This window comes from Candidatus Peregrinibacteria bacterium (assembly GCA_030700255.1).
GTDB lineage: Bacteria > Patescibacteriota > Gracilibacteria > UBA1369 > JABINC01 > JABINC01.
Genome location: JAUYJN010000040.1, coordinates 1 through 20,984, shown reverse-complemented (window position 1 = coordinate 20,984; position 20,984 = coordinate 1). Strand labels below are relative to the sequence as shown.

The window sequence follows — 20,984 nt, the reverse complement described above, 5'->3', positions numbered from 1 at the left end:
GCTAGAATATAAAGAATAAATTAAAGCTAGTTCATGAAGAAAAACTTACACCTAAATTTAAACGATATATTCAACGCATTCACTGAAGCCGATTTCATGGAAAGGAGAATGGTTTTTATGGCTGATGATGGGGGGCCGGAAGTGTCAGCGGCAGCCGAGGCAACAGTGGAAGCAGCGCCAGCGGTACCGACAGCAGATGAAAAGGCAAACACTGAAAAAATCAATAAAGCAAAAGAGTTCGTCAAAAAATTGTTAGGAGATGGCGCGCCGGCAGTAGTAGCAGACAAACTAAAAATCAAGGCCGATGACGTCACAGTAGGCGCAGGCGAAAACATCACCGAAGTCAAAGCCTCATACAAAGGAATTGAATTTACCATAGATGCAAACACGAAACCTGAAAATGCAAAAACTCTCAACACCCTCATGTCCGCCGAATTCGACTCTTTCATTTTTGCAAGCGGAAGCAAGATCGACTTCAAAGCAGGAACAGCAACTCTTGTCATAGATGCCAAGGCAACTACGTCCGGTGCCGCTCCTGACTCGCTGACCGTAAATGTCGATATCGCCACGAACAAAATTACAGATATAACGATTGATCCAAATGCGGGTGACAAAACAATTAACATGTGGATAAAAAACCTCGTAGGTAAACCGCTCACCAACCTCACGACTAAAAAACTAACCAAACTTAATGTCATCCATGCAACTGCAATGGAGACTGATTTCGATGCTTTACTTGATAAGGTAAATTTTCCGGAGGATTTCAAAGGAACTTTCAAAAATGCATTTGCAGAAGCCATAAAAAATAGCGCAGAAGGAGTTATTACAGTAACCGTCGACAACACTGAATTTACAATGACAGTTGAAGGCGCTGGAGACGAAATGAAACTTTCAGGAAAAATGCCATTTCTTGGTGGCCCAGCTCTACCATTCACGCTAAACGATAAAGCGGAATTAGAAAGTGAGATTGGAGATAAGAAAATCGTACTAAGTTTTGAAGAAGATAAAGTAACAATGAAAGGCCTTGGAAAAAACTCAAATCAAACATTAACAATGCCGTTTGCACCTTCGGCTGGAGAAGACGTACAGATAACGCTTGACGGTGAACCTATCCCTGATGACACCGATATAGTAGCGCTCTTCGGAGAAGAGAATCTCAAATCTGCCGGCTTCACGGATGAGCAGATCGCGGACATGCGAGGTGATGCGGAAAGTGAAGAAAGTGAAGGTGACGGTAAAAGTGGAGGCGCCGGCAAAAGCAAACTTGATAAATACATCAGTCGGGATATGCAAAATAGCGTAAAAGGTTTTATGGGAACGGTACAAGAATTGATCGCGACTATCCTCGAACTACTTGAAAGCCTCGGAATAGATATGAACAAGGACAATAACGCGGATAAACGACTTTGGATGTTTGTTATCAAAGAAAAACTCGGAACAAAAAACGTCGGAAAATTAAAAGAAGTCTCGATGAGCGACTTTATGGATTGTTATGTCCCTGGGGAAAATGGCGATGTCGGCAACTTTGCCGCTACCGTTGAAAATTTGCAGGCGAATGGATTTGATACCGAAGGAGAGAATGGACGAAATCTTTTTAACACATTGGATAAAATCCACGGCTCAATGAATCCTACCGATGAAGAAGTAGAGGCAGGAGATGATGCAGGAGCGAAAAGACTTACGGCGAAATTCGAAGCGGATGGCGGCGATACGGATGTAAGTACATTTTTGTATGATAGCGGACTCATCAATCGCAATGGTCGCTGGAGCTCTCAATGGGAAAAGAAACCGGCGGTTGCTCCGGAAATAGAGACTCCACCAGTAGTCGAAGATAATGAAAGTCAAAGCGCAATAATTAAGGAGAATTTACATAAAACAAATGTCGGAAGCGGTAATACGGCTAAAATCGCCGATTATTTCATCTCTACCGGACTGTCACCCCAGACTGATGGAGAAACGAAGAAAAATATCCAAGTAACACCGGATAAACGTGACGCCTTCATGCAACTCTTGTTGCAACCGATAAAAGATATAGAGGTTAGTTATAACCTTCTAAATGAGGAAAGCCGTTCGCTCTTCGCAACGAACATTGGAATCGAGTCGAAGGATTTGCTTACACTCGTGAAATGGCTTCACAATCCTGAAACTGGCCAGTACAACGGCACTACCATGACTTTGACAAGCTTATATGGAATCACCTCTGACAAGCAGTACACCCTTGCGGATTTACTTTCAGCTATGGGCGTAGCAAACTCTACGGAGCCAGTGGCGGTGGCAGAAAGCTGAGGCGTGAAGAAGGACTTAAGTCCGGAGTGATAAAATCGGTGGATTATGTCATCTCCTCCGTGTTAAAATAAATATGCTACTTAGCTTTTTTCAAAAATGAAAAAATTCGGATTGACAGCTAACGACATTGAGGATTTGAAAAACTCTTTTCAAAGGTTTGGCAAAATTAACAAAGTCGTCATCTTCGGCTCGAGAGCGATTGGAAATCATAAACCTTATTCAGATGTCGATTTAGCAATAGTGGAAGGTAAAGTCGGTCTGTCAGATCAACTGAGAGTACTATCAAAAATTGAAGAAGAAACAAATTTGCCTTATTTCGTTGATTTGCTGGATTATAATTCCATCACAAATGAAAACTTAAAAAAACATATCGATACTCACGGCAAAGTAATCTATAAGAAAAAATAATGAGCGATGGACAGCAAAATCAGGGATGGGTGACTGGCAATGTGATCAATTTGCAGGGGATTGGTGGGGATGGAAATTCAGCTAGTGCGGGGAATTCAGGTAGTGCAGGACAAGGAGCCGGTGCTACTGACCCAGTAGTTGCAAAGCGAGCGCAATTTCAGATACCTGCGGATATGCAGCAAAAATATCCGGCACTCGTTGACCTCGTAGTTATGACAGAATCTATGACCGATGATGAGCGTCAATATTGGTTTCAAATAATGCCTGTGATGACTGAGCAGCAGTTACTTAAATTTCAAGGAATACTTGAAACAGAGAAAAAACAATTACAGAAACTCGATCAAGAGTACGATGATCAATTGAAAAAACTAAACAGCCGACATCTTATAGAATGGCAAGAATTTGAAACCCGCGAAAAACGCAAAGAAATAGAAACTGCTGAGAAGCAATCCGAGGTTCAAGAGAAGAAGGCTGAGGAGGATTTATTGCAACAGCTTGATGATGTTTAATTATTCAACCTGGATTGCGGTTACAATCAGGCGTTTTAAATTTGTACCGATTGGCGTACAAGTCATTAGTGTTAAGCGATAATCATCTGTTTGCTTCAAAACATCAACCTGACTTGGCCAAACTTGTTTGATTTCAGTTACTTTGTATTTGAACCGTCTTTGATTATAATAAACGACAATTTCATCATTTAATTCAACCTTGTGAAGTAGTGCGAATACATCCTTGTAATCGCCAGGAGCTGTAAGATAATAAGAACTATGCCCGGTTAAAAATACATTCCCCTGCTCGCCCGGTTTTGCAGTACCGGGATAACGTACCACCCCATCCTGAAGAGCCTCCTGGATAGAATCTTCTATATCTTGAAGTCTATCTGAATATATAACTTTTTCGTCACTTACTTCTGAAAGTGGTATATTTTTCCCTATGCGCGGAATCATAATTCTATTGTCATCCGGAGTCACTTGTATGTCGAGTGGCAAAAGTTGCAATTTGTCTTTATTTACCTGACGCTCATCTTCCGCCAATACTAAATCCTCCGGAGCCGGTTCAAGCGACTCAACCTCTACATATTCTTTTGCCGCTTCTTTTGCAGTGAAATACTCACTCATAAAACTATTTGTCTTTATGTGGTCTTTTGTAATTGTCGTGAGAGCCTGTGCATTTAAAATCGTAAATGTAATCGCAAAAATAATTGCAAAAACAGAAAAAACTCTAGCCCCTGCAAACACCGGCTTTGATGCCATATGCATACCTGCCTTAAATTTGTAATAACTCAATTTTATAAATTTTGAAAACCGCTCAAATGCCGATACAGTACACACCTCCCTAAGAGGCTGTACAAAATTTGTACTCACAATGCCCGCGGCGCTTTCGAGCGTGCGTTCAGCTTTGGCCTTAAACTCTTTTTTCTTGATAGCTTCGTTCACCGCATAATCTATAATCTCATCCATGTGCATTACCTCAAGCACTCGCTCCTTATTCTCTATCAAATGTTTTTTTATTACGTGTGCACTTTTAACAAGAGAAGTTTTAATCTTTGATTTTGCAAACAGTTTCGATAGACCTTTTTTCATTCTCAGAAACATAGGTTCTTTTTCTCTTATCACCTCGCTGAGGCGCTCTTTTACTTGGTCTTGCACATGCAAAAAAACAGAGAAGAAATTGTGCTTCGCATGTTGAAAATCAACCGCCTCAGCCAGTCTCTGAATTTTCTCACACAAAGAGGCATCATATTTTTTACGATGCGCATATTCGAAATCCCTTATTTTGTGGAACTTAGAAGCGTTCACTTTTTGTTTTTTATTTTGTCTTACGTCAATTATACAACAAAACAACTTATTACCGAAGTATTTTCATTGGAAAATTTTGACATATATTACCACTTGTTGTGAACTAAGCCCCGCCGGCGGGACATTCTCAAACTATTATCCCGCCGCCAAGGACTTCATCGCCTTTGTAAAAAACGACGGATTGGCCCGGGGTAACAGCGCGCTGCGGATCTACATAGATTATTGTAGCGGTAGCGAGTTCGTTTGAATTGTTTACTTTTAAAATTGCATCATTTGGAGTAAACCTGTGACGCAAGCGCGCCAAAATCGGCATACCTGCATCTGTGAGGGCAGCTTTTGGGATTTTATCCGCCACAAATGTAAGCTTGATTGCATTAACTTCTTTGGCAAAAAGGTCTTCATTGGCTCCGACTATTAACGCATTCTTCTTGGCATCTTTGCCGATTACATACCATGGGCCGCCCGGGCCGCCGATTTCAAGTCCACATCGCTGTCCGATAGTATAAAAAGCAAGCCCTTCATGAACACCCTTCTCTTCTCCGTCTTTGGTAAGCATCGGCCCTAGAATGTTCGCACCATTTACCTCCGGCTTCATATGTCTCTTCAAAAAAGGCACATGACTTTTTTCCGGGAAAAAACATATCCCCTGAGAATCTTTTTTCTTTGCAACTTTCATGAGCCCCTCTTCCTCTGCAATCTCCCTTATCTCATCTTTATTCAAATCCGCTAATGGGAAAATACAATGTTTTAAATTGTTCTGAGTAATTGTATACAAGAAATATGACTGATCTTTTAACTTGTCCGTTGCCATCTTGAGTGCAAAGTGAGTATCACCATCCTCATCTGTAACAAGTTCGTTTTTGACATAGTGCCCGGTTGCAAGAAAATCCGCTCCGAGCTCCCTCATCTTTTCTATTAAATATCCGAACTTTATCGAACGATTACATTCAACGCAGGGATTTGGAGTAACACCCTCTGCAAATTCATCTATAAAATAATCAACTATTTTCTGCTTAAAGACATCCCTAGTGTTTAAAACATAAAAAGGCATGTCATATTTATGAGCGATTTCACGGGCATGCTCCAAACTTTCAAGTGAGCAACATTTGTTTTCCGGGAATTTATTTACTTTTTCTAAATGGTTGCTTCGCACTTTATTCGCATCAGCAAGTTCGCCTTCGCTCACGCTGTGCGGGTCAACCCAAAATTGCATGTGCACTCCTATGCCTTTGTAACCAAGTCGAGTTAATATGGCTGGGAGCACTGAAGAATCAACCCCTCCGGACATCGCCATAACGACAGTCCCTGATTGAGAATTCTCCCCACCGAGGCGAGACACTACTTCATCGAGTTTGGATACATCTTGCGTGTTTTTTTTGCCATTATTCAACCTCTTACCATTTTCATCAACAACACAGTTTTTATCATCCTTGTACTCAATAGACTCGCCATTCGGCTCGTCTAGGCAAGCGCCGCAACCACCATCCAGCACCGGATAATATTTGAGCCCTTCAATCTCTTCCCCTATATGTGATTTATCCTTTGTCATCCAAAATCATTAATATACAAAAAACGCTAGAATTATACTAAAAACCCAGCGAACTGCAATGATACATGTGGTTTACTTACTGACACAATCTTGATAATACCAATTTACAATAGTTTTCACAGCCTCATCCATACCATCATAGCTTGGCATATTATTCGTATCTAATATAAAAATAGCATTATTTTGGCACTCCACCTGATTAAGTTCTGAATCAAGAAAAGCTTTAGAAAGCATGTAAGAATCCCCGTGCCTTTTTAAGATGATCAATAAAAAGCCAGCTTCAGTTTTCATTCTAATCAACCCACAATATTCACCAACTCGATCTTCTACAGTAGCTTTGATATCTTCACGGCCAAGTCCTGTTGAAAATTTAACTTTTCCCAATACCCCATTAACGGTTCCTTAAACAAATTGGTAAACCAAAAGTATGTTTGAGGGCGTGTAGATGCTGAAATCTAAAAAATCCAAACGTGCGAAAACAAATTTAATGAATTTTGATCATGTGGAAGTGTGCACGTGCACAGATTTTGTACGTTATCTTGTACAAAAACTCTTCCCGGAAGGAGGCATTGTACAATAATCCGTACAATTTGGTTTTTATGCACTTGCTAAAAAAAATACTCCCAGACACACTTCTCTCATAAAATGGTCTCTCAAGTACGTACTTCATGGCTTGTTCTTAAGAATGACGTCTGAAGTACACATTTCAAAGCGTTTTCATGGAGATTGAACTTTGAAATACGGCATTTCGACGCCCGTTCCCGGGAATGACGTCTGAAGTACGGCGTTCAAGACGTGTGCGCGCACAGCATTGCCCAATTTGTTTAAAGAACCACAAGTGTGTTGTGCTATTGACCCGTAAAATCGCATAATACAGTTGAGAATAACGCTGTTTTGTGGCATAATTAATAGATGAAATAAAAACAAAAAATTATGGAAATAGTATTTTTGATACTTGGACTGATTGGGCTATGGGTTGGCTCTGAATACGTGGTCAAAGCCTGTAAAGCTATAGCTCGCCGATTTGGTATATCTGAGCTCCTTATCGGAATCACTGTTGTAAGTATAGGAACGTCCCTGCCTGAAATAATGGTAACGAGTTTTTCCGGTGCCAGAGGTGTATCTGATGTTGCCATTGGCACGATGATTGGGTCTTGCCTTGCACAGATTACAATTATACTTGGAATCTCAGGGATGGTGCATGACGTACATTCTCAAAAAAAAGCCATGCAAGTAGATGGTCCAATGATGCTTGTCGCAATACTTATTTTTGGAATGATGTTATATAGCGGTGGTGAACTCACACGGTTTGAAGGTATTCTGATGATTTGGATATACATTTCTTACATATGGTTTACAGCTCACAATGATGTTATATGTGAAAACAAAAGGTTACTCGGTGTACATACGGCAGGCGATAAACCTGCGATTTTCAGAATAGGGCAATTGTTTATAGGAATGACTATCCTGCTTGGGTCTGCGCATTTTGTACTTGAAAGCGCGACTACCATAGCGAGAGCACATGGGTTATCGGAAAGTTTTATCGGAGTTATGATTATCGGAGTCGCTTCGTGTCTCCCCGAACTCTCAACGGCGATCGTTGGAATGTGGAAAAATGCACCAAGTATAGCAGTTGGAACACTTATCGGTTCAAATATTACCGACCCCCTACTCTCAACCGGAATAGGTTCTTTGTTCAATGGATTTGAGACTGATATGGACTTACTACGATTTGATCTTCCTTTTTGGTTTCTCTCTTCTTGTATAGCCTTGATACTTTTAAATATGCGGGGTGAAACATTACACAAAAGCCAAGCTGCTATATTGATAGCAATCTATGGCGTATTCATATTATTCAAACTGGACGTAATGCCGATCCCCGAGTGGATGTACTTGTTTTAGTTCGAAGTTAGGAAGTGCATCACGTCTCCATCGGCGACTATGTAGCTTTTTCCTTCCGAGCGGAGTTTACCTACGTCACGAGCGCCTTTTTCACCCTTGTGAGCAAGGTAATCATTATAGGCGACAACTTCTGCGCGGATGAATCCTTTTTCAAAATCAGTGTGAATTTTACCTGCTGCCTGCGGAGCTGATGCACCTTTTGGAATTGTCCAAGCGCGCACTTCTTTTACTCCGGCTGTAAAATATGTATGTAATCCTAAAGTATCGTAAGCTTCGCGGATTAGGCGATTAAGGCCCGGCTCTTCAAGGCCGTATTCTTTCAAAAACTCCTGCGCATCTTCCTCCGGAAGCTGCATAAGATCTTCTTCTATTTTTGCTGAAATCGGAACTAGGCGTGAGTGGTCCGGAAGACCAAGCACGTTCCGTGCTTTGCTAATATCAAATTCTGCAATCTCATGTTCTGCGACATTAACTACATATACGATCGGTTTTGCTGTGAGTAAATGCAAGTCTCTTATCTCCAATTCTTCATCTTCGGTTAGATCCACCTCGCACGCCATACCTCCGCTCTCTAGATGGTTTTTAAGTCTTTCAATAAGATTGAGATATACTACCGCTTCTTTTTTTCCTGTTTTCGCATCCCCGGATGCTTTGCCATAACGTTTTTCAACGGTCTGAAGATCAGCCAAGATCAATTCTGTCTGAATAATTTCAACATCACGCTTCGGGTCTATATTTCCATGAACATGGTGAACATCATCATCTTCAAAATACCTAACAACTTGCGCAATCGCCTCACATTCTCGAATGTTGGCGAGGAACTTGTTTCCGAGCCCTTCACCTTCTGAAGCCCCCTTCACGAGCCCTGCGATGTCCACAAATTCAACCACTGCCGGAAGTACACGTTCAGGCTTAACTATTTCAGCCAAATGTTTCATACGATAATCCGGCACTTCAACCAAACCTACATTTGGATCGATAGTGCAAAACGGGAAATTCTCCGCCCTTGCGGCTTTACTTTTGGTCAATGCATTGAAGATTGTAGACTTACCAACATTTGGGAGTCCAACGATTCCTATTTTCATAATTTTATTTTTTAGTTAAATATTCCTTAAGGCCGGCAGGGCGAGAAAAGGCGTATACATCCCGGAGGGTGCACTTAGTCGCATAATTCATCGCGGATTCTATCAGTTGAACACCGATACTGCGAGAGGAATTTGGGATAATTTCAAGCTCTGTAAGTGATGGGTATTTCATGAGCATATTGTAGCCCATTGAAGATTCATCTTCCGGACGAGAATTTGGCATAAGTTTGATGAGAGATGCCCCTTCACTCAAACCACCCTTTGCTCCGGAATGAAATTTATATACGCTGTCTAATCCATCATTTAAATATTTCAAAACCTCTTCCTCAGTTGGGGTTTGAGGCTTGCTTACGGCGTTAAATTGTTGGTCTAGCACTGATTTTTTCTCATAATTTGAGCTACCGATTGCAACGCAGATTACTTTGTCACCCTGCTCTTTTGAAGTGCTTAAAGTTAAATCTCCTGTGATCTGCGAATATGTGGAATTTGCAATTTCATCTTCTGAAATATCAGTGATAACCATTGATAGAAATCCTTCAACTTTGCCATCTTTTGTTGCGAGGATGGTCGTTCCATTATCGATGTATTGCACGAACTTATTCATATCTATCGTAAGTGGATCCCAGCAATGATTGTAAAGCTCAAAAGCCCGCTTCATATATGGCTTGTTGTTTGATTTGAGTAAAATAAATTCGTACATATTATTTTTTGTAATTTGTAAAATCGGCTGAAGTTTTTTTTTGTCGATTTGACTAGCTAAAACTGAACGTTGAACTTTGCGAGTTGAAGTCATAGGGATTTCATCTTCAGATATTGTCACTATATACGCAGGGATTTCATATGCTGAAATTTGTGATGGTTCTGATGCGAGTTTTCTTTTTAGCTCAACTTCAAATCTTGAGATTTGTGTTTCATTTTTGGCATTGTGCCAAACTATGGCTGCTGCGATTTCTTCTCCATATCTATCATCCGGCACACCAATCACACAAACTTTATCTATATTCGAATCTATTTGCTTGAGCCTATCCTCCACTGCGGACGGTGAAATATTGACTCCACCTTTTATTATGATTTCTTTGAGACGCCCTAAAAGATAATAAAATTTTCTATCGCCTATCATTTTAAAATATGCCAAATCACCGGTCATGAACCAGCCGTCAGGATTGAATGCTTTTTCGCCACCAATATAACCCTTCATAACTATTGGGCCTTTGACTGCAAGCTCTCCCTCTTCGTCTTCCTTTAGCTTTTGTCCATCAGAGCTGAGCACTGTGACTTCCGCCCACTTCATAGGCACTCCTATAGAATTCTCCTGTATAAGTTTTTTATACAGATCTTCCGATACGTCATGTGGGATACCGGTTACTCGCAATGCAGTTTCTGTTTGACCGTAACCTTGATAAAGACGAATCTTATAAAGATCCATGAATTTTTGAACCTCACTCGGCTTTACCGGTGCCGATCCTATTTGAATTTTTTTCAGCCGAACACTCTCATGACATTTTACATATTCACCAAGCATTGAAGTCTGATCATAACAAATTGTAGGAACTATTGATGTGAATGTCGCCTTTGTCCGAGCGACCTGTGCCCAAAATTGAGAAGCGGAATAAGCCGGTGGAATCGCAATGCTTGCTCCACCGAGCAATGATGCAAAACAAAAACTCGTAGAATTTATATGATGCAAAGGAAGTATCACCATGAAAATATCATCACTTGTAATACTGAACCATTCACGTATTCCATCTCCATTTGCAATGAGATTTTGGAGACTAAGTGAGGCGCCCTTTGGGCGCCCGGTCGTCCCTGAAGTAAACAAAATCAAAGCCTCATGATCCAAACTTTCTTTCCATGGAATATCTATATTTCCCACAGCTTCCAATACCTCATTTATAATTTCAAAATTAAAATTCTTAGGATTCAAAGTCAACTTGGTATTCGCAAGTTCTGTTTTGTATTTTATATCATCGATCGTATCACGCTTAGTATCGAGTGGCACACTCACAATACCGATGCTCCAAGCTGTCCAGCTAAGCACAAGTAATTCAATAGAATTCGGAAATTGAATCGCGATTCTATCTCCGGGGTTTAGCCCCTTATAAATCATCCACGCTCCAACTTTTTCAACCAATTGCAGAAAATCCTTGTATGAAATTTCTTCAATAAGTTCACCTATTTTTGAATACGAAGCGAGTACAGTCTTACCCCCCTGATTCATCGCAAGGTCTTTTAAATATCCATATAGATTTTGAATTGGTGGCGTGAATTTATCCATGCAGTTCATTAATTGTTATCTGGCCGGTGGCTGTCTTAGAATCTTCATCGAGTGCCGCATATGTCCACTGAGAACCATGATTGTGTGAATCTATCCTAGAGCGCGCTCCATTCTCTCCCATACATACACCTATACCTTTTTTACCTTCTTTGTGAATTAAATCAAGCATTGCAAATATTACATCATTATCACTTTCTTCAGTCGCGTATGTAGAAATTTTTATAATATCCGCTCCCAATTCATCGGCAGTTTGTACCACAGCTTTTAGTTCATCAAATAAAGGAGTTTTCTCAAAATTATGATATGAAATAATGATCTGAGTTATACCTCCATTTTCTTCGATAACATTTTTTAAATTTTGCACGAGATCTTTTGATGTGTGGATCCCTATATCAACAAAATCAACTCCGGCAATCACGGCCTTGCAAAGCAAACCCACTCTCGCTTCCTCGCTACCATCAAAAGACCCGTGCTCTATATCTCCTTTGTTAACACATAAAATCGGCAAGTCTATCAACGAAAACAATTCATTTAAAAGTTTCTGATCTTTGCGGGAAACATCATAAGTAAATGGCAATGAATCAAGCCATACCTCAACCATATCAGCACCTTCTAACAATGACTTCTTTGCACTATTAACAACTTCTTCGAAGGTAGTACACCTGATAGGTACACATACCGTAATATTATTTCTCATAAATTATTTGATTTCTACTGTTACTTTTTGATCTTCATTCACCCAAGTAACATTATCAGGAATAACAAGTTTTACAAAGAATTCTCCACCGGTAATAATTTTCTCAATATCATCCACCGTTAGAGGCTCTGTTTTGATTGATAATATATCTGCCAAGTCAGTAAGTCTCCCCCTAATGAGAATATTTGATGGTTTAATTATGGTGCCATTTATACGTGTCACATCGACATCCTCAGCATATTGCAATGATATAAATGCTAACTTTTCACCGAGCTCTTTGACCAACTGCAATTCCGTACTGACAGTTTCCGGAGTTATTTTGATACTGTGATCTATCGGCTCGCCATCTTCATCGTAAGCTACCAATGTATAAGTATTTTTTATATTCACCTTATCTTGTCCGGTCAGCTCAATCTTATGGCCAATATAAGCTATTGAATTGATCAAGCTACTCGGTCCTTTTACCGTAGCCTTCCTAGTACTATATAAAGACTCTCCTATAGAATATTCTGGAGCTGGCGACCCTACGATCTCCGCACGTATAGCAAAAGATTTTGTTTCTATTTCCTCCAAAGTAACTTCAACTTCACGAGGGATATAAGACACTATATTAACATTGCTTTTTTCAGTACTAACGCGAATAGGCAATTTATGAACGCCTTCTTTTAAACCGGTTAAATCAATCTGTGCTTTGAATTCTTCAGCGTGCAAAAACGCCGTATCATCTTTTGGGGCTGTAACCCTAACAACTATTTCCGGCAAAGGATTTGCGATCTCAACACCTGTCGGGCTATTGAGCACTTGTATCGTTAATGCCTCCGGCACGTCATAAATAACATTTTGAAAAATTATCAAGAAAAACCAAAAGCTGACAGCTAGTAGCAGCGCAAATATTTTAAATGGTAAATTTTTAAAAAGATTTATTTTCATGTATGTTTATAAATTATTTTTCAGGAAATTCGTAAGCTCTGAGACCTCAAGGTCTTCGTATATTTCCCCATCATATACACCAGATACGACTTTTCGCTCTTCGGAAACCACAATAATAACTGAATCAGTATATTCAGAAAGTGTCATTGCGGCTTTGTGCCGAGTACCAAATTTTTTATCAAATTTCTTAACAGACTGAGGAAGTATGCAGGCTGCATATTTCAATTTATTTCCATGTATAATTACCGCTCCATCATGAAGTGGTGCCTTTGGATTGAATACAGATTCAATCAACGGAGAAGTTACCTTTGCGTCCATCTCAATACCAGTAGATTCATATTCTTCTAAACTCACTTCTTTTTTAAAAACAATCAATGCCCCATGCCGTTTTTCAGCCATTTCAAACGTAGCATGAACAATTTCTTTGATCACGTCATGCGTTACATGGCTAGATGACGACAAAAACTTAGTCTCTCCTATTCTCTGGAGCCCTCGCCTTATCTCCTCCTGGAATATAATCGGAATCGCAATAAGCACAACTGTAAAGAAATTTCGGAGTAACCACTCCAGCGCAATCAAATTGAATGCTCTGCTGATTATATAAAGAAATCCAAGTAGAGCGAGGCCAGTCAGGATTTGCTTTGCCTTTGTCCCTCGAACTAGCTGAATAATCCAATAAAAAAGTATCGTCACCACAAATATATCAACAAAAATTTGATACATTGAAATATCCATATAATTTATAGTCTGCCATGCGTTGATGACCTGATCAGATATGAATGTGATTGCTTTCGCCAGTATTTGACCCAAAATTTCCATCTTGAACATTAAAAAAACCACTATTCACTAGTGGAGTAGAAATCTACCGAAAATACAGCCTTAAGTCAATGTCTCCGCTTATTTAAGGTCTTCGAACCTCATATCAACCGATTCAATATCTCTTCTCGCCTGTTCAACTATCATCGAATTACTAACTGCACCATTGGTCGCTCGAAAATCCTTTATATCTTCATGCTTGATAAATTGCATAACATCGGTTCGTGCAACCTTATCTCTCCTTTTTACCTTTTCCAAAGAATTCAAAACCTGTTCATGGCCAGTCAAAGCGTCATATTTAAGAATACTGGCAACTGAACTCCCCATACCATCAGTCTCTATAGCCAAAGAAAATCCACTCAGCATCATAGTTAGAACCAGCATAGCCATAAAAATTTTCTTCTTTGACATTTTATTTTTGTCTTAAATCTTTTGAATTATCATGTAATAATAGCATATTTTAGGGTAAAATTCAATGATTTATAATAAGTTAGGTTAGGTTTTCTAATGAGCTAACACATGAATTCGAAGGTGACGGAATTTCCAGGGTGAATTTTAGAGAAGCGTGCCCCTCGCCCCAAGGGTAGCGCTCGCTCACCATAAAATATTCTTGACAAATCGTCACGTCAAAATGGCGCAAGTCGCTTGCCTTAGCTACTTTTCGAGCTTTTAAGTCTTGATTTTTAAGCGTACTTTTGGTAATTTAAATCCACTGAAAACCTCTTATTTTTTAAACTTCTACCATATGAATTCTAATGCAATATTTGAACTATCTACCTCATCTTTTTCTCAATCTTCCAATCTTCCACTTACAAATTTTTCAGATAAAAAACTTCTCGCTCTCTGTAAAAAATATGGCACGCAGGCGCTACTTTGGCGGCAAAAATTCATAGGACTTCTTCCTGAAGCCAATCGTCGCAAACTTTATGAGAAAAAAGGGTATGGCTCGATATTTGAATTTGGCAAACGTATGGCGGGCTTGAGCGAAGATCAAATACGGCTTGCGATAAATCTAGAAAAACGTTTTGAAGATAAACCGGTTTTGCGCAGAGCTCTAGTCGAAGGTCGAGTAAGTATTAACAAATTGTCTAGAATCGTTTCTATTGCAAATGTTTCAAATGAATCGATTTTGGCTGCGAGTGCGGAAGTTTTATCAAATCGTTCACTTGAGGTTCTGGTTCGTGATGTTAAGAGAGGGGGTGAGTCAGACTTAAGAAATCAAAATGGCTTATTTGAGCCGCAAATCGATGCAAAAAGTCTGCACGTGCAAGCCTCTCAAATCAATATACAAAGCCAGGAGATTATTTTGAAAAAAGCACAGTTAAATCTTGCTGAAGATACGATTAATCATCTTTTGGCACTTCAAGAAAAAGGCATCGATATAGATAAAATTGTGAGAGGTGGTTTCGTGAAGCGAAACGAAGATTTGGCGGGAAAAAAGGTGAGAAATGCGGAGTATGTGGCAAAAAAAGAATGGAAACGTAAGGCAGATGGCAAAAGGCCGGTGAGATACATCGGAGTTGAAACAAAAAAAATACTTGAAGAAGAATTTGGGGTTAAATGTGCGGCGCCAGGTTGTGCGAGAGAATCAAAAAATATTCATCACACAGCGAGATTTGGGCTAACTGGCAGCAATAACCCTCATTTCCTGGCGCCACTCTGCAAAGAGCATCATGACATCGCACACGTCATGGATGAGAAATTTATGATGATGAAGAACTTGGAAATTGGATACTATGAAACTGATTTTGGAATGTAGTATTTTATGAGGAGTGTTCATGATCTTCTTTGTTAAAAAAGGATTATTTGCTATATTGTGCTGGAAAATAATCAAATCAACATGGCTTTAATACCTCCAATTTACAAACCAACTGCGGTAAAATTTAAACTCGCAAAAAAACTTGAGCTCACTCGTGATGTGTGGGAATTCACGTTTACACCTCTTGATACAACTCCGTTCAATTTTGAGCCAGGACAATTTATAAATATCAATATTCCATCAGATGAAAAACGTATAGTTCGCTCATATTCGATCGCTTCGAATCCAAAAATAAAAGAGCATCTCGAGCTCTGTATAAAATTAGTTGATGGCCCAGGGTCGCGTCATCTTGGCTCATTAAACGTAGGCGATGAAATTACAGGAAATGGGCCTTTTGGGCTTTTTGCAACCAAAGACAACTACACTGAAAACATGCTAATGATCGCAACAGGAACGGGAGTTGCCCCTATGAAAAGCATGATGGAATACCAAATCGAAATGAATTTCAGAAGTAATATGACTTTGTTTTTTGGAGTCAGGCATGAGGAAGACATCTTTTATGATGAACTATTTAACGGTATGGCGCAGGCTCACAAAAACATCGATTACAAGCTTACATTATCTCGCCCACAGGACTCATGGATAGGTAACCGCGGCCGTATTACAAATCTAATTCAAGAATACAAAGAACGTGGCGACTTCAAACCAGGTGCGAATTTGGACTTAGAAAATCTAAGAATTTTTATATGTGGAAACGGCGATATGATCAAAGAAGTTGTCGACACGTTCAAAGAGATGGGTCTAAGTGAAGACAAGATCCATCACGAGAAATTCTATTAAGAGTGGTGCCCGGGGGCGGAATTGAACCACCGACACGAGGATTTTCAATCCTCTGCTCTACCACTGAGCTACCCGGGCATGTATAAAAACTTGCCGGCTGAGTATATCAAAGGAACCTGAATTTACAAACAATTTTTCTTACATTTTTTCTAATATTATTGTAGAGTGCATATCGCTTATTTTGTATATTTGAATTCATGAAAATTGCAGCTTGGAACGTCAACGGAGTCCGTGCCATAATGAAGAAACCTGATTTCTTCGGATATTTGGATGGGCCGGATGCACCGGATCTCATAGGTTTTCAAGAAATAAAAGTAACTCACGATCAACTGAGTGATGAATTACTTTACCCAAAAAACTATTACACATACTGGAATCCAGCGATAAAAAAAGGTTATGCAGGGACGGCCCTCTGGACCAGGGTGAAACCCCTGAATATTTGGTATCATTTTGAATACGCAGACTTCGACCATGAATACCACAACACAGAGGGCCGGAGCACAATTGCGGAATTCGACTCATTTTTATTTTGCACAGCATATTTTCCAAATGGAGGACGCAACGAAGACCAATTTAATTTCAAATTTGATTTTTACAAATATCTATTTGCACACCTTGCAGATCTTTCAAAAAAAACCGGGAAACCAGTGATCATCAACGGAGATTTTAACATCGCCCACACCGAACTCGACATCGCTCGCCCAAAAGAAAATGAGAAAAGCATAGGATTTACAATCGCAGAACGCAAAATGCTCGACTGGGTAACGGAGGATCTAGGATTTATAGACACTTTTCGTGAATTTGAAAAAGAAGGAGAGCACTATACTTGGTGGCATTATATCTCAAATGCCAGAGCCCGAAATGTAGGTTGGAGAATCGACTACACGATGATAGATCCAAAGCTACGGAAACATCTAAAATCAGCCAGTATTCTCAATAATATTTTTGGCTCAGACCACTGCCCTATCGAAATTGACATTCAATTACCTGAAGATTCAAAGCTCTCTGAGCCAATAATCCATGATAAAAAGTCATTGGAGTTACCAACACTATTTGGCTAAAAAAAGGCGTATTACGTCATTTTCCCCTTGCTAAGGTTTATTGTTATGGTACAATAGCGCGGAAAAGTCAAATATCCAATCTTACTGAACAAATTTTTTATGCAAGTCCATGCCCTTCATCTCGGAAGACAATTCCATCTGCGCGAAATCCCAACTAAACTTGGCGTAAAAGCATCTCACAAAGACCCTCTAATTATCGAATATGGTAAAGGTAAATACGTCGTGCTCCTCAAATACGGAGTTGCTGTATTTTGGAATTTCTCCTCAGGAGAAGTTAATGAATTTTCAAACAAATTACGAGAATTTTTGGTTGAAAGTTTTGAAATACCTATGGAGGAAGAGATTCAAGTCAAAGCAGGGAATAAGAAAAATGAAACTAGTACACATGAAATAAAAGTTGACGAAATAACCATCGAAAAAATCGCAGTTATTTCACTGATCCTCGGACGCTCTGTCGCGCTGGATCACTATGATAGAGAGGTCGATCAAGTACTCAACAATTTTGCAACAGTTATGAAATCATTTGCTGAACGCGGAAGATCATCACTCTCTCACAAAGAACTCTTAAAAAGAGTCGGCTTTGCCATGAATGTTCGCCACATGATAGTTACTCAAATGGCCCTACTCGATAAACCAGATATAACTTGGGATGATGAGCCACTCGACAAATTCTATAACGACCTACTTGAGTTCTACGAAATCGAAGAACGTTATGAAATTCTAAGTCATAAATTAACTACTATTTTTGACAGCGTTTCATTTATCCTCGATTTTCTAAATTCAAAAAGATCAACCTTACTCGAAGGAATCATCATACTTTTGTTCGTCATAGATATAATCGCATTGTTTTTTGTTGAATTCAAATAGTCAGCTTAACATTAGACATTACTTCTGTTAAACTCCTGTCCTATTTAAAGAGAAAAAATGGTAGAAGATCTAATTTCACAGATCATCAATGATGCCAATCCTTCACAGGTAGAACGTCTGGACGGTGAGGATGGGCTTATTCGTGCATTCGAAGACACTCTCAAAATACCAAACACCACCCTACTCTGCTACGGCACAGTAAAACATCAAACACGTGCTCTACCAAGTATTTTTCCAAACTATTATGCCGAGCGTGTTAAACGAAATATATCAACCAGATGCCTCATACCGGCTGACGCACAAAGCCTCAAAGAATGTATACAAAACGATGTTGCACATCTTAGGACCACGCGTTTCATAGGCAGAGAGACAACCATGCCCGTAGAAATCAATATTTACGGCGACTCCGTCGCAATCATGTCATTTGAAGATAACTTTGCAGTAATCATCCGCAGCAAAACCGTAGCTGACTGCATGCGTATTATATTTGAATTAGCATACGACTCAGCCAAAGAGAGTGATATCAAAGTACGTGAGCGATTTGAAAATGTTTTTTAGCCTTAGGCTTGCATTCAAGCCCAGTTTTTTGGTAAAAATATCCCTGCTCTTCTTGCACGTATCGTATAGTGGCTATTACATTGCCTTGCCAAGGCAGAAATACGGGTTCGATTCCCGTTACGTGCTCCAAACGGAATATTGCGAAATTTTTGCGGTCTGCGCCCACGGAAAACCCAATTCCACGGCGGCTTTTTGGCCGATGATGTAGAAGTTCGAGCCAATTTTTTGCAGAAAGCTCCGCTTTTCTTCTAAATTTCCAGAATCAACGTAGTTGATGGCTTGGTGAGCCGACAAAATCCATTCTTTGAAGAGTTCGAGCCAGTAGAGTCCTCTTCCGCCGGATTCCTTTAAATTCTCTTTGATTTCAATTTTGCGGTTTAATAGCTTCTTCTTGGTTTCCGTGTACTCCTCATTGGTTATGGTTTGCTCAAGGTAGGCATCAAGAAGGCGCATTTGCTTTTCTTCCAGTACCTTGAGTTCCATTTTACTTTCACCGGCGGAAGAGGACGAAGCGGTCGAAGCCTTTTTGTAATCAAGCTCCCATTGTTTCATAAATTTTTCTTTCCAGTCATCACTCAAAGCAACTTTTTGAAAAAGCTCATTGAGTTGTTTCACAAGTTCTCGCTCCTCCACATATTTCTGGCTACAAACACGGTTCTTTTTGGTGCAGCGGTAATAAATGTAGGTGCGGCCGGATTTTTTCACCTTCTTTTCTGCTGTAATAGCACGGCCACACTCTCCACAAGTAAAGATCCCACGAAAGGCAAAAGCCGCAATTTCTTTTGCCTTTCGTGGCTTAGATCGTTTCTGCATTTCCCGCTGCACCTTATCAAAAAGTTGCTTTGAGATTATCGGTTCATGGCTTCCCTGGTAGGCTTCGCCCTTTCTGGTAATAACACTATAATAGAATGGATTTTGTAACATTCCATCAAGTCGCGACAGCGACAATGCTTTGTCAGTACGTCGGCTCACCAAGCCCAAAGAAAGCGACAATTTTTGTAAATCTTCAAGTGTTTTCTCACCAGTGGCATACGCCTCAAAGAGCGTGCGAACTGCCTTCCATCTTTCAGGGTCTTTTACGATTGTGTGATGCCTTAATTCGTTCAAATAACCTACTGGTGCAAGCCCGGGCAGTTCGCCGCGCCTTAACTTCTGGCGTATGCCACGTTTAATGTTTTCTGAAAGATTATCAATGTAATATTTACTTTGCCCAAAAGCGATACTGAGCATGAATTTTCCTTGCGGCGTGCTATCAAACCAAAAGGTAGGGAATTTTAGCGATTCAATTTTCTGCTCATCAATTAAATAGATGATTTTGCCTCCATCAATGCTATTTCTTGCCAGCCTATCAGGATGCCACGCTAAAATTCCCACGTTATTATCCGGATGACCGCCAAGTTCAACTTGCTCAATCATTTTGTTAAATATTGGTCTGCCTGGCACTTTAGCTGTTTTGCTTTCTATAAATTCATCAATTACCTCTAATTTTTCTTTAGAGGCATATTCTCTTAGTTCTGTTAATTGTGCTTCAATAGAGAGAACTTGGCGGTCGTCTTCATCTGTAGATTTGCGAGCATAGAGATAATATTTCATAGACCTTTTGGTTAAGTGATAATCCCAAAGGAGCAACCCTGCTGGACACAAATGCGTTTGCACGAATCTGTACAGAGTTGCTCGTTTGGAGCTTCAATCTGGATTAAAAAAATCCGTGCAGTCTGCTATTTGTGTCCGCCACAATAATAGATCAAGTCCAGCAGGGTTGCAAATTTCGTATCGCTTTTGGGCAAAAATTGTCGCTTTCTTTGACTGGAAATTTAGAAGTTTTGCCTTCGGCAAAATGCAAAAAATTGGCTATAAACCACAGTGGTAAAATAAACAGTATACCATTGTGGTTTATTCCGCGCTTCGCGCGGCGAACTTCCATATCATCGGCCAAAAAGCCGCCGTGGAATTGGGTTTTCCGTGGGCGCAGACCGCAAAAATTTCGCAATATTCCGTTTGGAGCTGCACCTATGGCGAAGTTCGGACTTATTTCAAAGAGAAGCATGGAGGCTAGCCTCCATGCTTCTCTTCAAAAAATGACAATTTTTTGATGAGAAGCTAAGGACAGGCGCGCGGTGCCAGGTTTCACCGCGCGCTTTGAGAGAAATGG

19 protein-coding genes and 2 tRNA genes are annotated in these 20,984 nt (G+C 40.0%); 10 read left to right on the top strand and 11 right to left on the bottom strand.

Annotation, left to right across the window (positions count from 1 at the left end):
* Window positions 1–33 precede the first annotated feature (33 nt).
* The 3 genes from Q8P68_05070 to Q8P68_05060 all read left to right on the top strand — a co-directional run bounded on the left by Q8P68_05070 (window position 34) and on the right by Q8P68_05060 (window position 3,203).
* Window positions 34–2,286, top strand: a complete 2,253-nt coding sequence (locus tag Q8P68_05070) for a hypothetical protein (GenBank protein ID MDP4008532.1) — start codon at window positions 34–36, stop codon at window positions 2,284–2,286.
* Between the two features lie 96 nt (window positions 2,287–2,382).
* Entirely contained in the window at window positions 2,383–2,694 is a 312-nt protein-coding gene (locus Q8P68_05065; GenBank protein MDP4008531.1) for a nucleotidyltransferase domain-containing protein, read from the top strand.
* Entirely contained in the window at window positions 2,694–3,203 is a 510-nt protein-coding gene (locus Q8P68_05060; GenBank protein MDP4008530.1) for a hypothetical protein, read from the top strand. Before Q8P68_05065 ends, Q8P68_05060 begins: the two co-directional genes overlap by 1 nt.
* On the opposite strand, the gene Q8P68_05055 is transcribed toward Q8P68_05060, so the two are convergent.
* The 3 genes from Q8P68_05055 to Q8P68_05045 all read right to left on the bottom strand — a co-directional run bounded on the left by Q8P68_05055 (window position 3,204) and on the right by Q8P68_05045 (window position 6,426).
* Entirely contained in the window at window positions 3,204–4,493 is a 1,290-nt protein-coding gene (locus tag Q8P68_05055) for a class E sortase (GenBank protein MDP4008529.1), read from the bottom strand.
* Between the two features lie 127 nt (window positions 4,494–4,620).
* On the bottom strand, window positions 4,621–6,042 hold the full coding sequence (mnmA, locus tag Q8P68_05050) for a tRNA 2-thiouridine(34) synthase MnmA (protein MDP4008528.1): 1,422 nt from the start codon (window positions 6,040–6,042) through the stop codon (window positions 4,621–4,623).
* A gap of 72 nt (window positions 6,043–6,114) precedes the next feature.
* Window positions 6,115–6,426, bottom strand: coding sequence for a hypothetical protein (locus tag Q8P68_05045; GenBank protein ID MDP4008527.1), 312 nt, complete (start codon window positions 6,424–6,426; stop codon window positions 6,115–6,117).
* Between the two features lie 549 nt (window positions 6,427–6,975).
* Here Q8P68_05045 and Q8P68_05040 point away from each other — a divergent pair.
* Window positions 6,976–7,944: a sodium:calcium antiporter gene (locus tag Q8P68_05040; protein ID MDP4008526.1), complete on the top strand. Its 969-nt coding sequence runs from the start codon at window positions 6,976–6,978 to the stop codon at window positions 7,942–7,944.
* Here Q8P68_05040 and ychF read toward each other — a convergent pair.
* From ychF to Q8P68_05010, 6 genes are all read right to left on the bottom strand, one after another.
* A complete protein-coding gene (ychF, locus tag Q8P68_05035) occupies window positions 7,941–9,029 on the bottom strand; it encodes a redox-regulated ATPase YchF (protein ID MDP4008525.1) in 1,089 nt (362 codons plus the stop codon). The genes Q8P68_05040 and ychF overlap by 4 nt on opposite strands.
* Before the next feature lie 4 nt (window positions 9,030–9,033).
* On the bottom strand, window positions 9,034–11,304 hold the full coding sequence (locus Q8P68_05030) for a class I adenylate-forming enzyme family protein (protein MDP4008524.1): 2,271 nt from the start codon (window positions 11,302–11,304) through the stop codon (window positions 9,034–9,036).
* Entirely contained in the window at window positions 11,297–12,001 is a 705-nt protein-coding gene (locus Q8P68_05025) for a type I 3-dehydroquinate dehydratase (GenBank protein ID MDP4008523.1), read from the bottom strand. The genes Q8P68_05030 and Q8P68_05025 overlap by 8 nt, the downstream gene beginning before the upstream one ends.
* Window positions 12,002–12,004: 3 nt before the next feature.
* Complete coding sequence (locus tag Q8P68_05020) at window positions 12,005–12,931, bottom strand: CdaR family protein (GenBank protein ID MDP4008522.1); 927 nt, start codon at window positions 12,929–12,931, stop codon at window positions 12,005–12,007.
* Between the two features lie 6 nt (window positions 12,932–12,937).
* Window positions 12,938–13,750, bottom strand: coding sequence for a diadenylate cyclase CdaA (gene cdaA / locus Q8P68_05015; protein ID MDP4008521.1), 813 nt, complete (start codon window positions 13,748–13,750; stop codon window positions 12,938–12,940).
* Window positions 13,751–13,828: 78 nt separating this feature from the next.
* A complete protein-coding gene (locus Q8P68_05010) occupies window positions 13,829–14,158 on the bottom strand; it encodes a hypothetical protein (GenBank protein ID MDP4008520.1) in 330 nt (109 codons plus the stop codon).
* A 334-nt stretch (window positions 14,159–14,492) separates the two neighbouring features.
* On the opposite strand from Q8P68_05010, the gene Q8P68_05005 reads away from it, so the two are divergent.
* Window positions 14,493–15,506 (top strand): HNH endonuclease signature motif containing protein, encoded by a 1,014-nt coding sequence (locus tag Q8P68_05005; protein MDP4008519.1) that lies wholly within the window; start codon window positions 14,493–14,495, stop codon window positions 15,504–15,506.
* Between the two features lie 81 nt (window positions 15,507–15,587).
* Window positions 15,588–16,346, top strand: a complete 759-nt coding sequence (locus tag Q8P68_05000; protein ID MDP4008518.1) for an FAD-dependent oxidoreductase — start codon at window positions 15,588–15,590, stop codon at window positions 16,344–16,346.
* A gap of 3 nt (window positions 16,347–16,349) precedes the next feature.
* On the opposite strand, the gene Q8P68_04995 is transcribed toward Q8P68_05000, so the two are convergent.
* Window positions 16,350–16,424 (bottom strand) — tRNA-Phe (locus Q8P68_04995).
* A 119-nt stretch (window positions 16,425–16,543) separates the two neighbouring features.
* Between Q8P68_04995 and Q8P68_04990 the strand changes: the two genes are divergently transcribed.
* The 4 genes from Q8P68_04990 to Q8P68_04975 all read left to right on the top strand — a co-directional run bounded on the left by Q8P68_04990 (window position 16,544) and on the right by Q8P68_04975 (window position 18,961).
* Window positions 16,544–17,407 (top strand): exodeoxyribonuclease III, encoded by an 864-nt coding sequence (locus Q8P68_04990; protein MDP4008517.1) that lies wholly within the window; start codon window positions 16,544–16,546, stop codon window positions 17,405–17,407.
* 99 nt (window positions 17,408–17,506) lie between these two features.
* On the top strand, window positions 17,507–18,274 hold the full coding sequence (locus Q8P68_04985) for an RMD1 family protein (GenBank protein MDP4008516.1): 768 nt from the start codon (window positions 17,507–17,509) through the stop codon (window positions 18,272–18,274).
* 57 nt (window positions 18,275–18,331) lie between these two features.
* Complete coding sequence (locus Q8P68_04980; GenBank protein MDP4008515.1) at window positions 18,332–18,832, top strand: hypothetical protein; 501 nt, start codon at window positions 18,332–18,334, stop codon at window positions 18,830–18,832.
* 54 nt (window positions 18,833–18,886) lie between these two features.
* Window positions 18,887–18,961: transfer RNA gene (locus tag Q8P68_04975), tRNA-Gly, on the top strand.
* On the opposite strand, the gene Q8P68_04970 is transcribed toward Q8P68_04975, so the two are convergent.
* Window positions 18,950–20,425 carry a recombinase family protein gene (locus Q8P68_04970; GenBank protein ID MDP4008514.1) on the bottom strand — a complete coding sequence of 492 codons (1,476 nt, stop codon included), beginning with the start codon at window positions 20,423–20,425 and terminating at the stop codon, window positions 18,950–18,952. The two genes, Q8P68_04975 and Q8P68_04970, sit on opposite strands and share 12 nt — an antisense overlap.
* Between the last annotated feature and the right edge of the window lie 559 nt (window positions 20,426–20,984).

Excerpts from the sequence above, each read along its gene's own strand:
- Q8P68_05070 (MDP4008532.1), top strand. The coding sequence starts at position 34 with ATGAAGAAAAACTTACACCTAAATTTAAACGATATATTCAACGCATTC.
- Q8P68_05065 (MDP4008531.1), top strand. The coding sequence starts at position 2,383 with ATGAAAAAATTCGGATTGACAGCTAACGACATTGAGGATTTGAAAAAC.
- Q8P68_05060 (MDP4008530.1), top strand. The coding sequence starts at position 2,694 with ATGAGCGATGGACAGCAAAATCAGGGATGGGTGACTGGCAATGTGATC.
- mnmA (MDP4008528.1), bottom strand. The coding sequence starts at position 6,042 with ATGACAAAGGATAAATCACATATAGGGGAAGAGATTGAAGGGCTCAAA.
- Q8P68_05040 (MDP4008526.1), top strand. The coding sequence starts at position 6,976 with ATGGAAATAGTATTTTTGATACTTGGACTGATTGGGCTATGGGTTGGC.
- ychF (MDP4008525.1), bottom strand. The coding sequence starts at position 9,029 with ATGAAAATAGGAATCGTTGGACTCCCAAATGTTGGTAAGTCTACAATC.
- Q8P68_05030 (MDP4008524.1), bottom strand. The coding sequence starts at position 11,304 with ATGGATAAATTCACGCCACCAATTCAAAATCTATATGGATATTTAAAA.
- Q8P68_05025 (MDP4008523.1), bottom strand. The coding sequence starts at position 12,001 with ATGAGAAATAATATTACGGTATGTGTACCTATCAGGTGTACTACCTTC.
- Q8P68_05020 (MDP4008522.1), bottom strand. The coding sequence starts at position 12,931 with ATGAAAATAAATCTTTTTAAAAATTTACCATTTAAAATATTTGCGCTG.
- cdaA (MDP4008521.1), bottom strand. The coding sequence starts at position 13,750 with ATGGAAATTTTGGGTCAAATACTGGCGAAAGCAATCACATTCATATCT.
- Q8P68_05010 (MDP4008520.1), bottom strand. The coding sequence starts at position 14,158 with ATGTCAAAGAAGAAAATTTTTATGGCTATGCTGGTTCTAACTATGATG.
- Q8P68_05005 (MDP4008519.1), top strand. The coding sequence starts at position 14,493 with ATGAATTCTAATGCAATATTTGAACTATCTACCTCATCTTTTTCTCAA.
- Q8P68_05000 (MDP4008518.1), top strand. The coding sequence starts at position 15,588 with ATGGCTTTAATACCTCCAATTTACAAACCAACTGCGGTAAAATTTAAA.
- Q8P68_04990 (MDP4008517.1), top strand. The coding sequence starts at position 16,544 with ATGAAAATTGCAGCTTGGAACGTCAACGGAGTCCGTGCCATAATGAAG.
- Q8P68_04985 (MDP4008516.1), top strand. The coding sequence starts at position 17,507 with ATGCAAGTCCATGCCCTTCATCTCGGAAGACAATTCCATCTGCGCGAA.
- Q8P68_04980 (MDP4008515.1), top strand. The coding sequence starts at position 18,332 with ATGGTAGAAGATCTAATTTCACAGATCATCAATGATGCCAATCCTTCA.
- Q8P68_04970 (MDP4008514.1), bottom strand. The coding sequence starts at position 20,425 with ATGAAATATTATCTCTATGCTCGCAAATCTACAGATGAAGACGACCGC.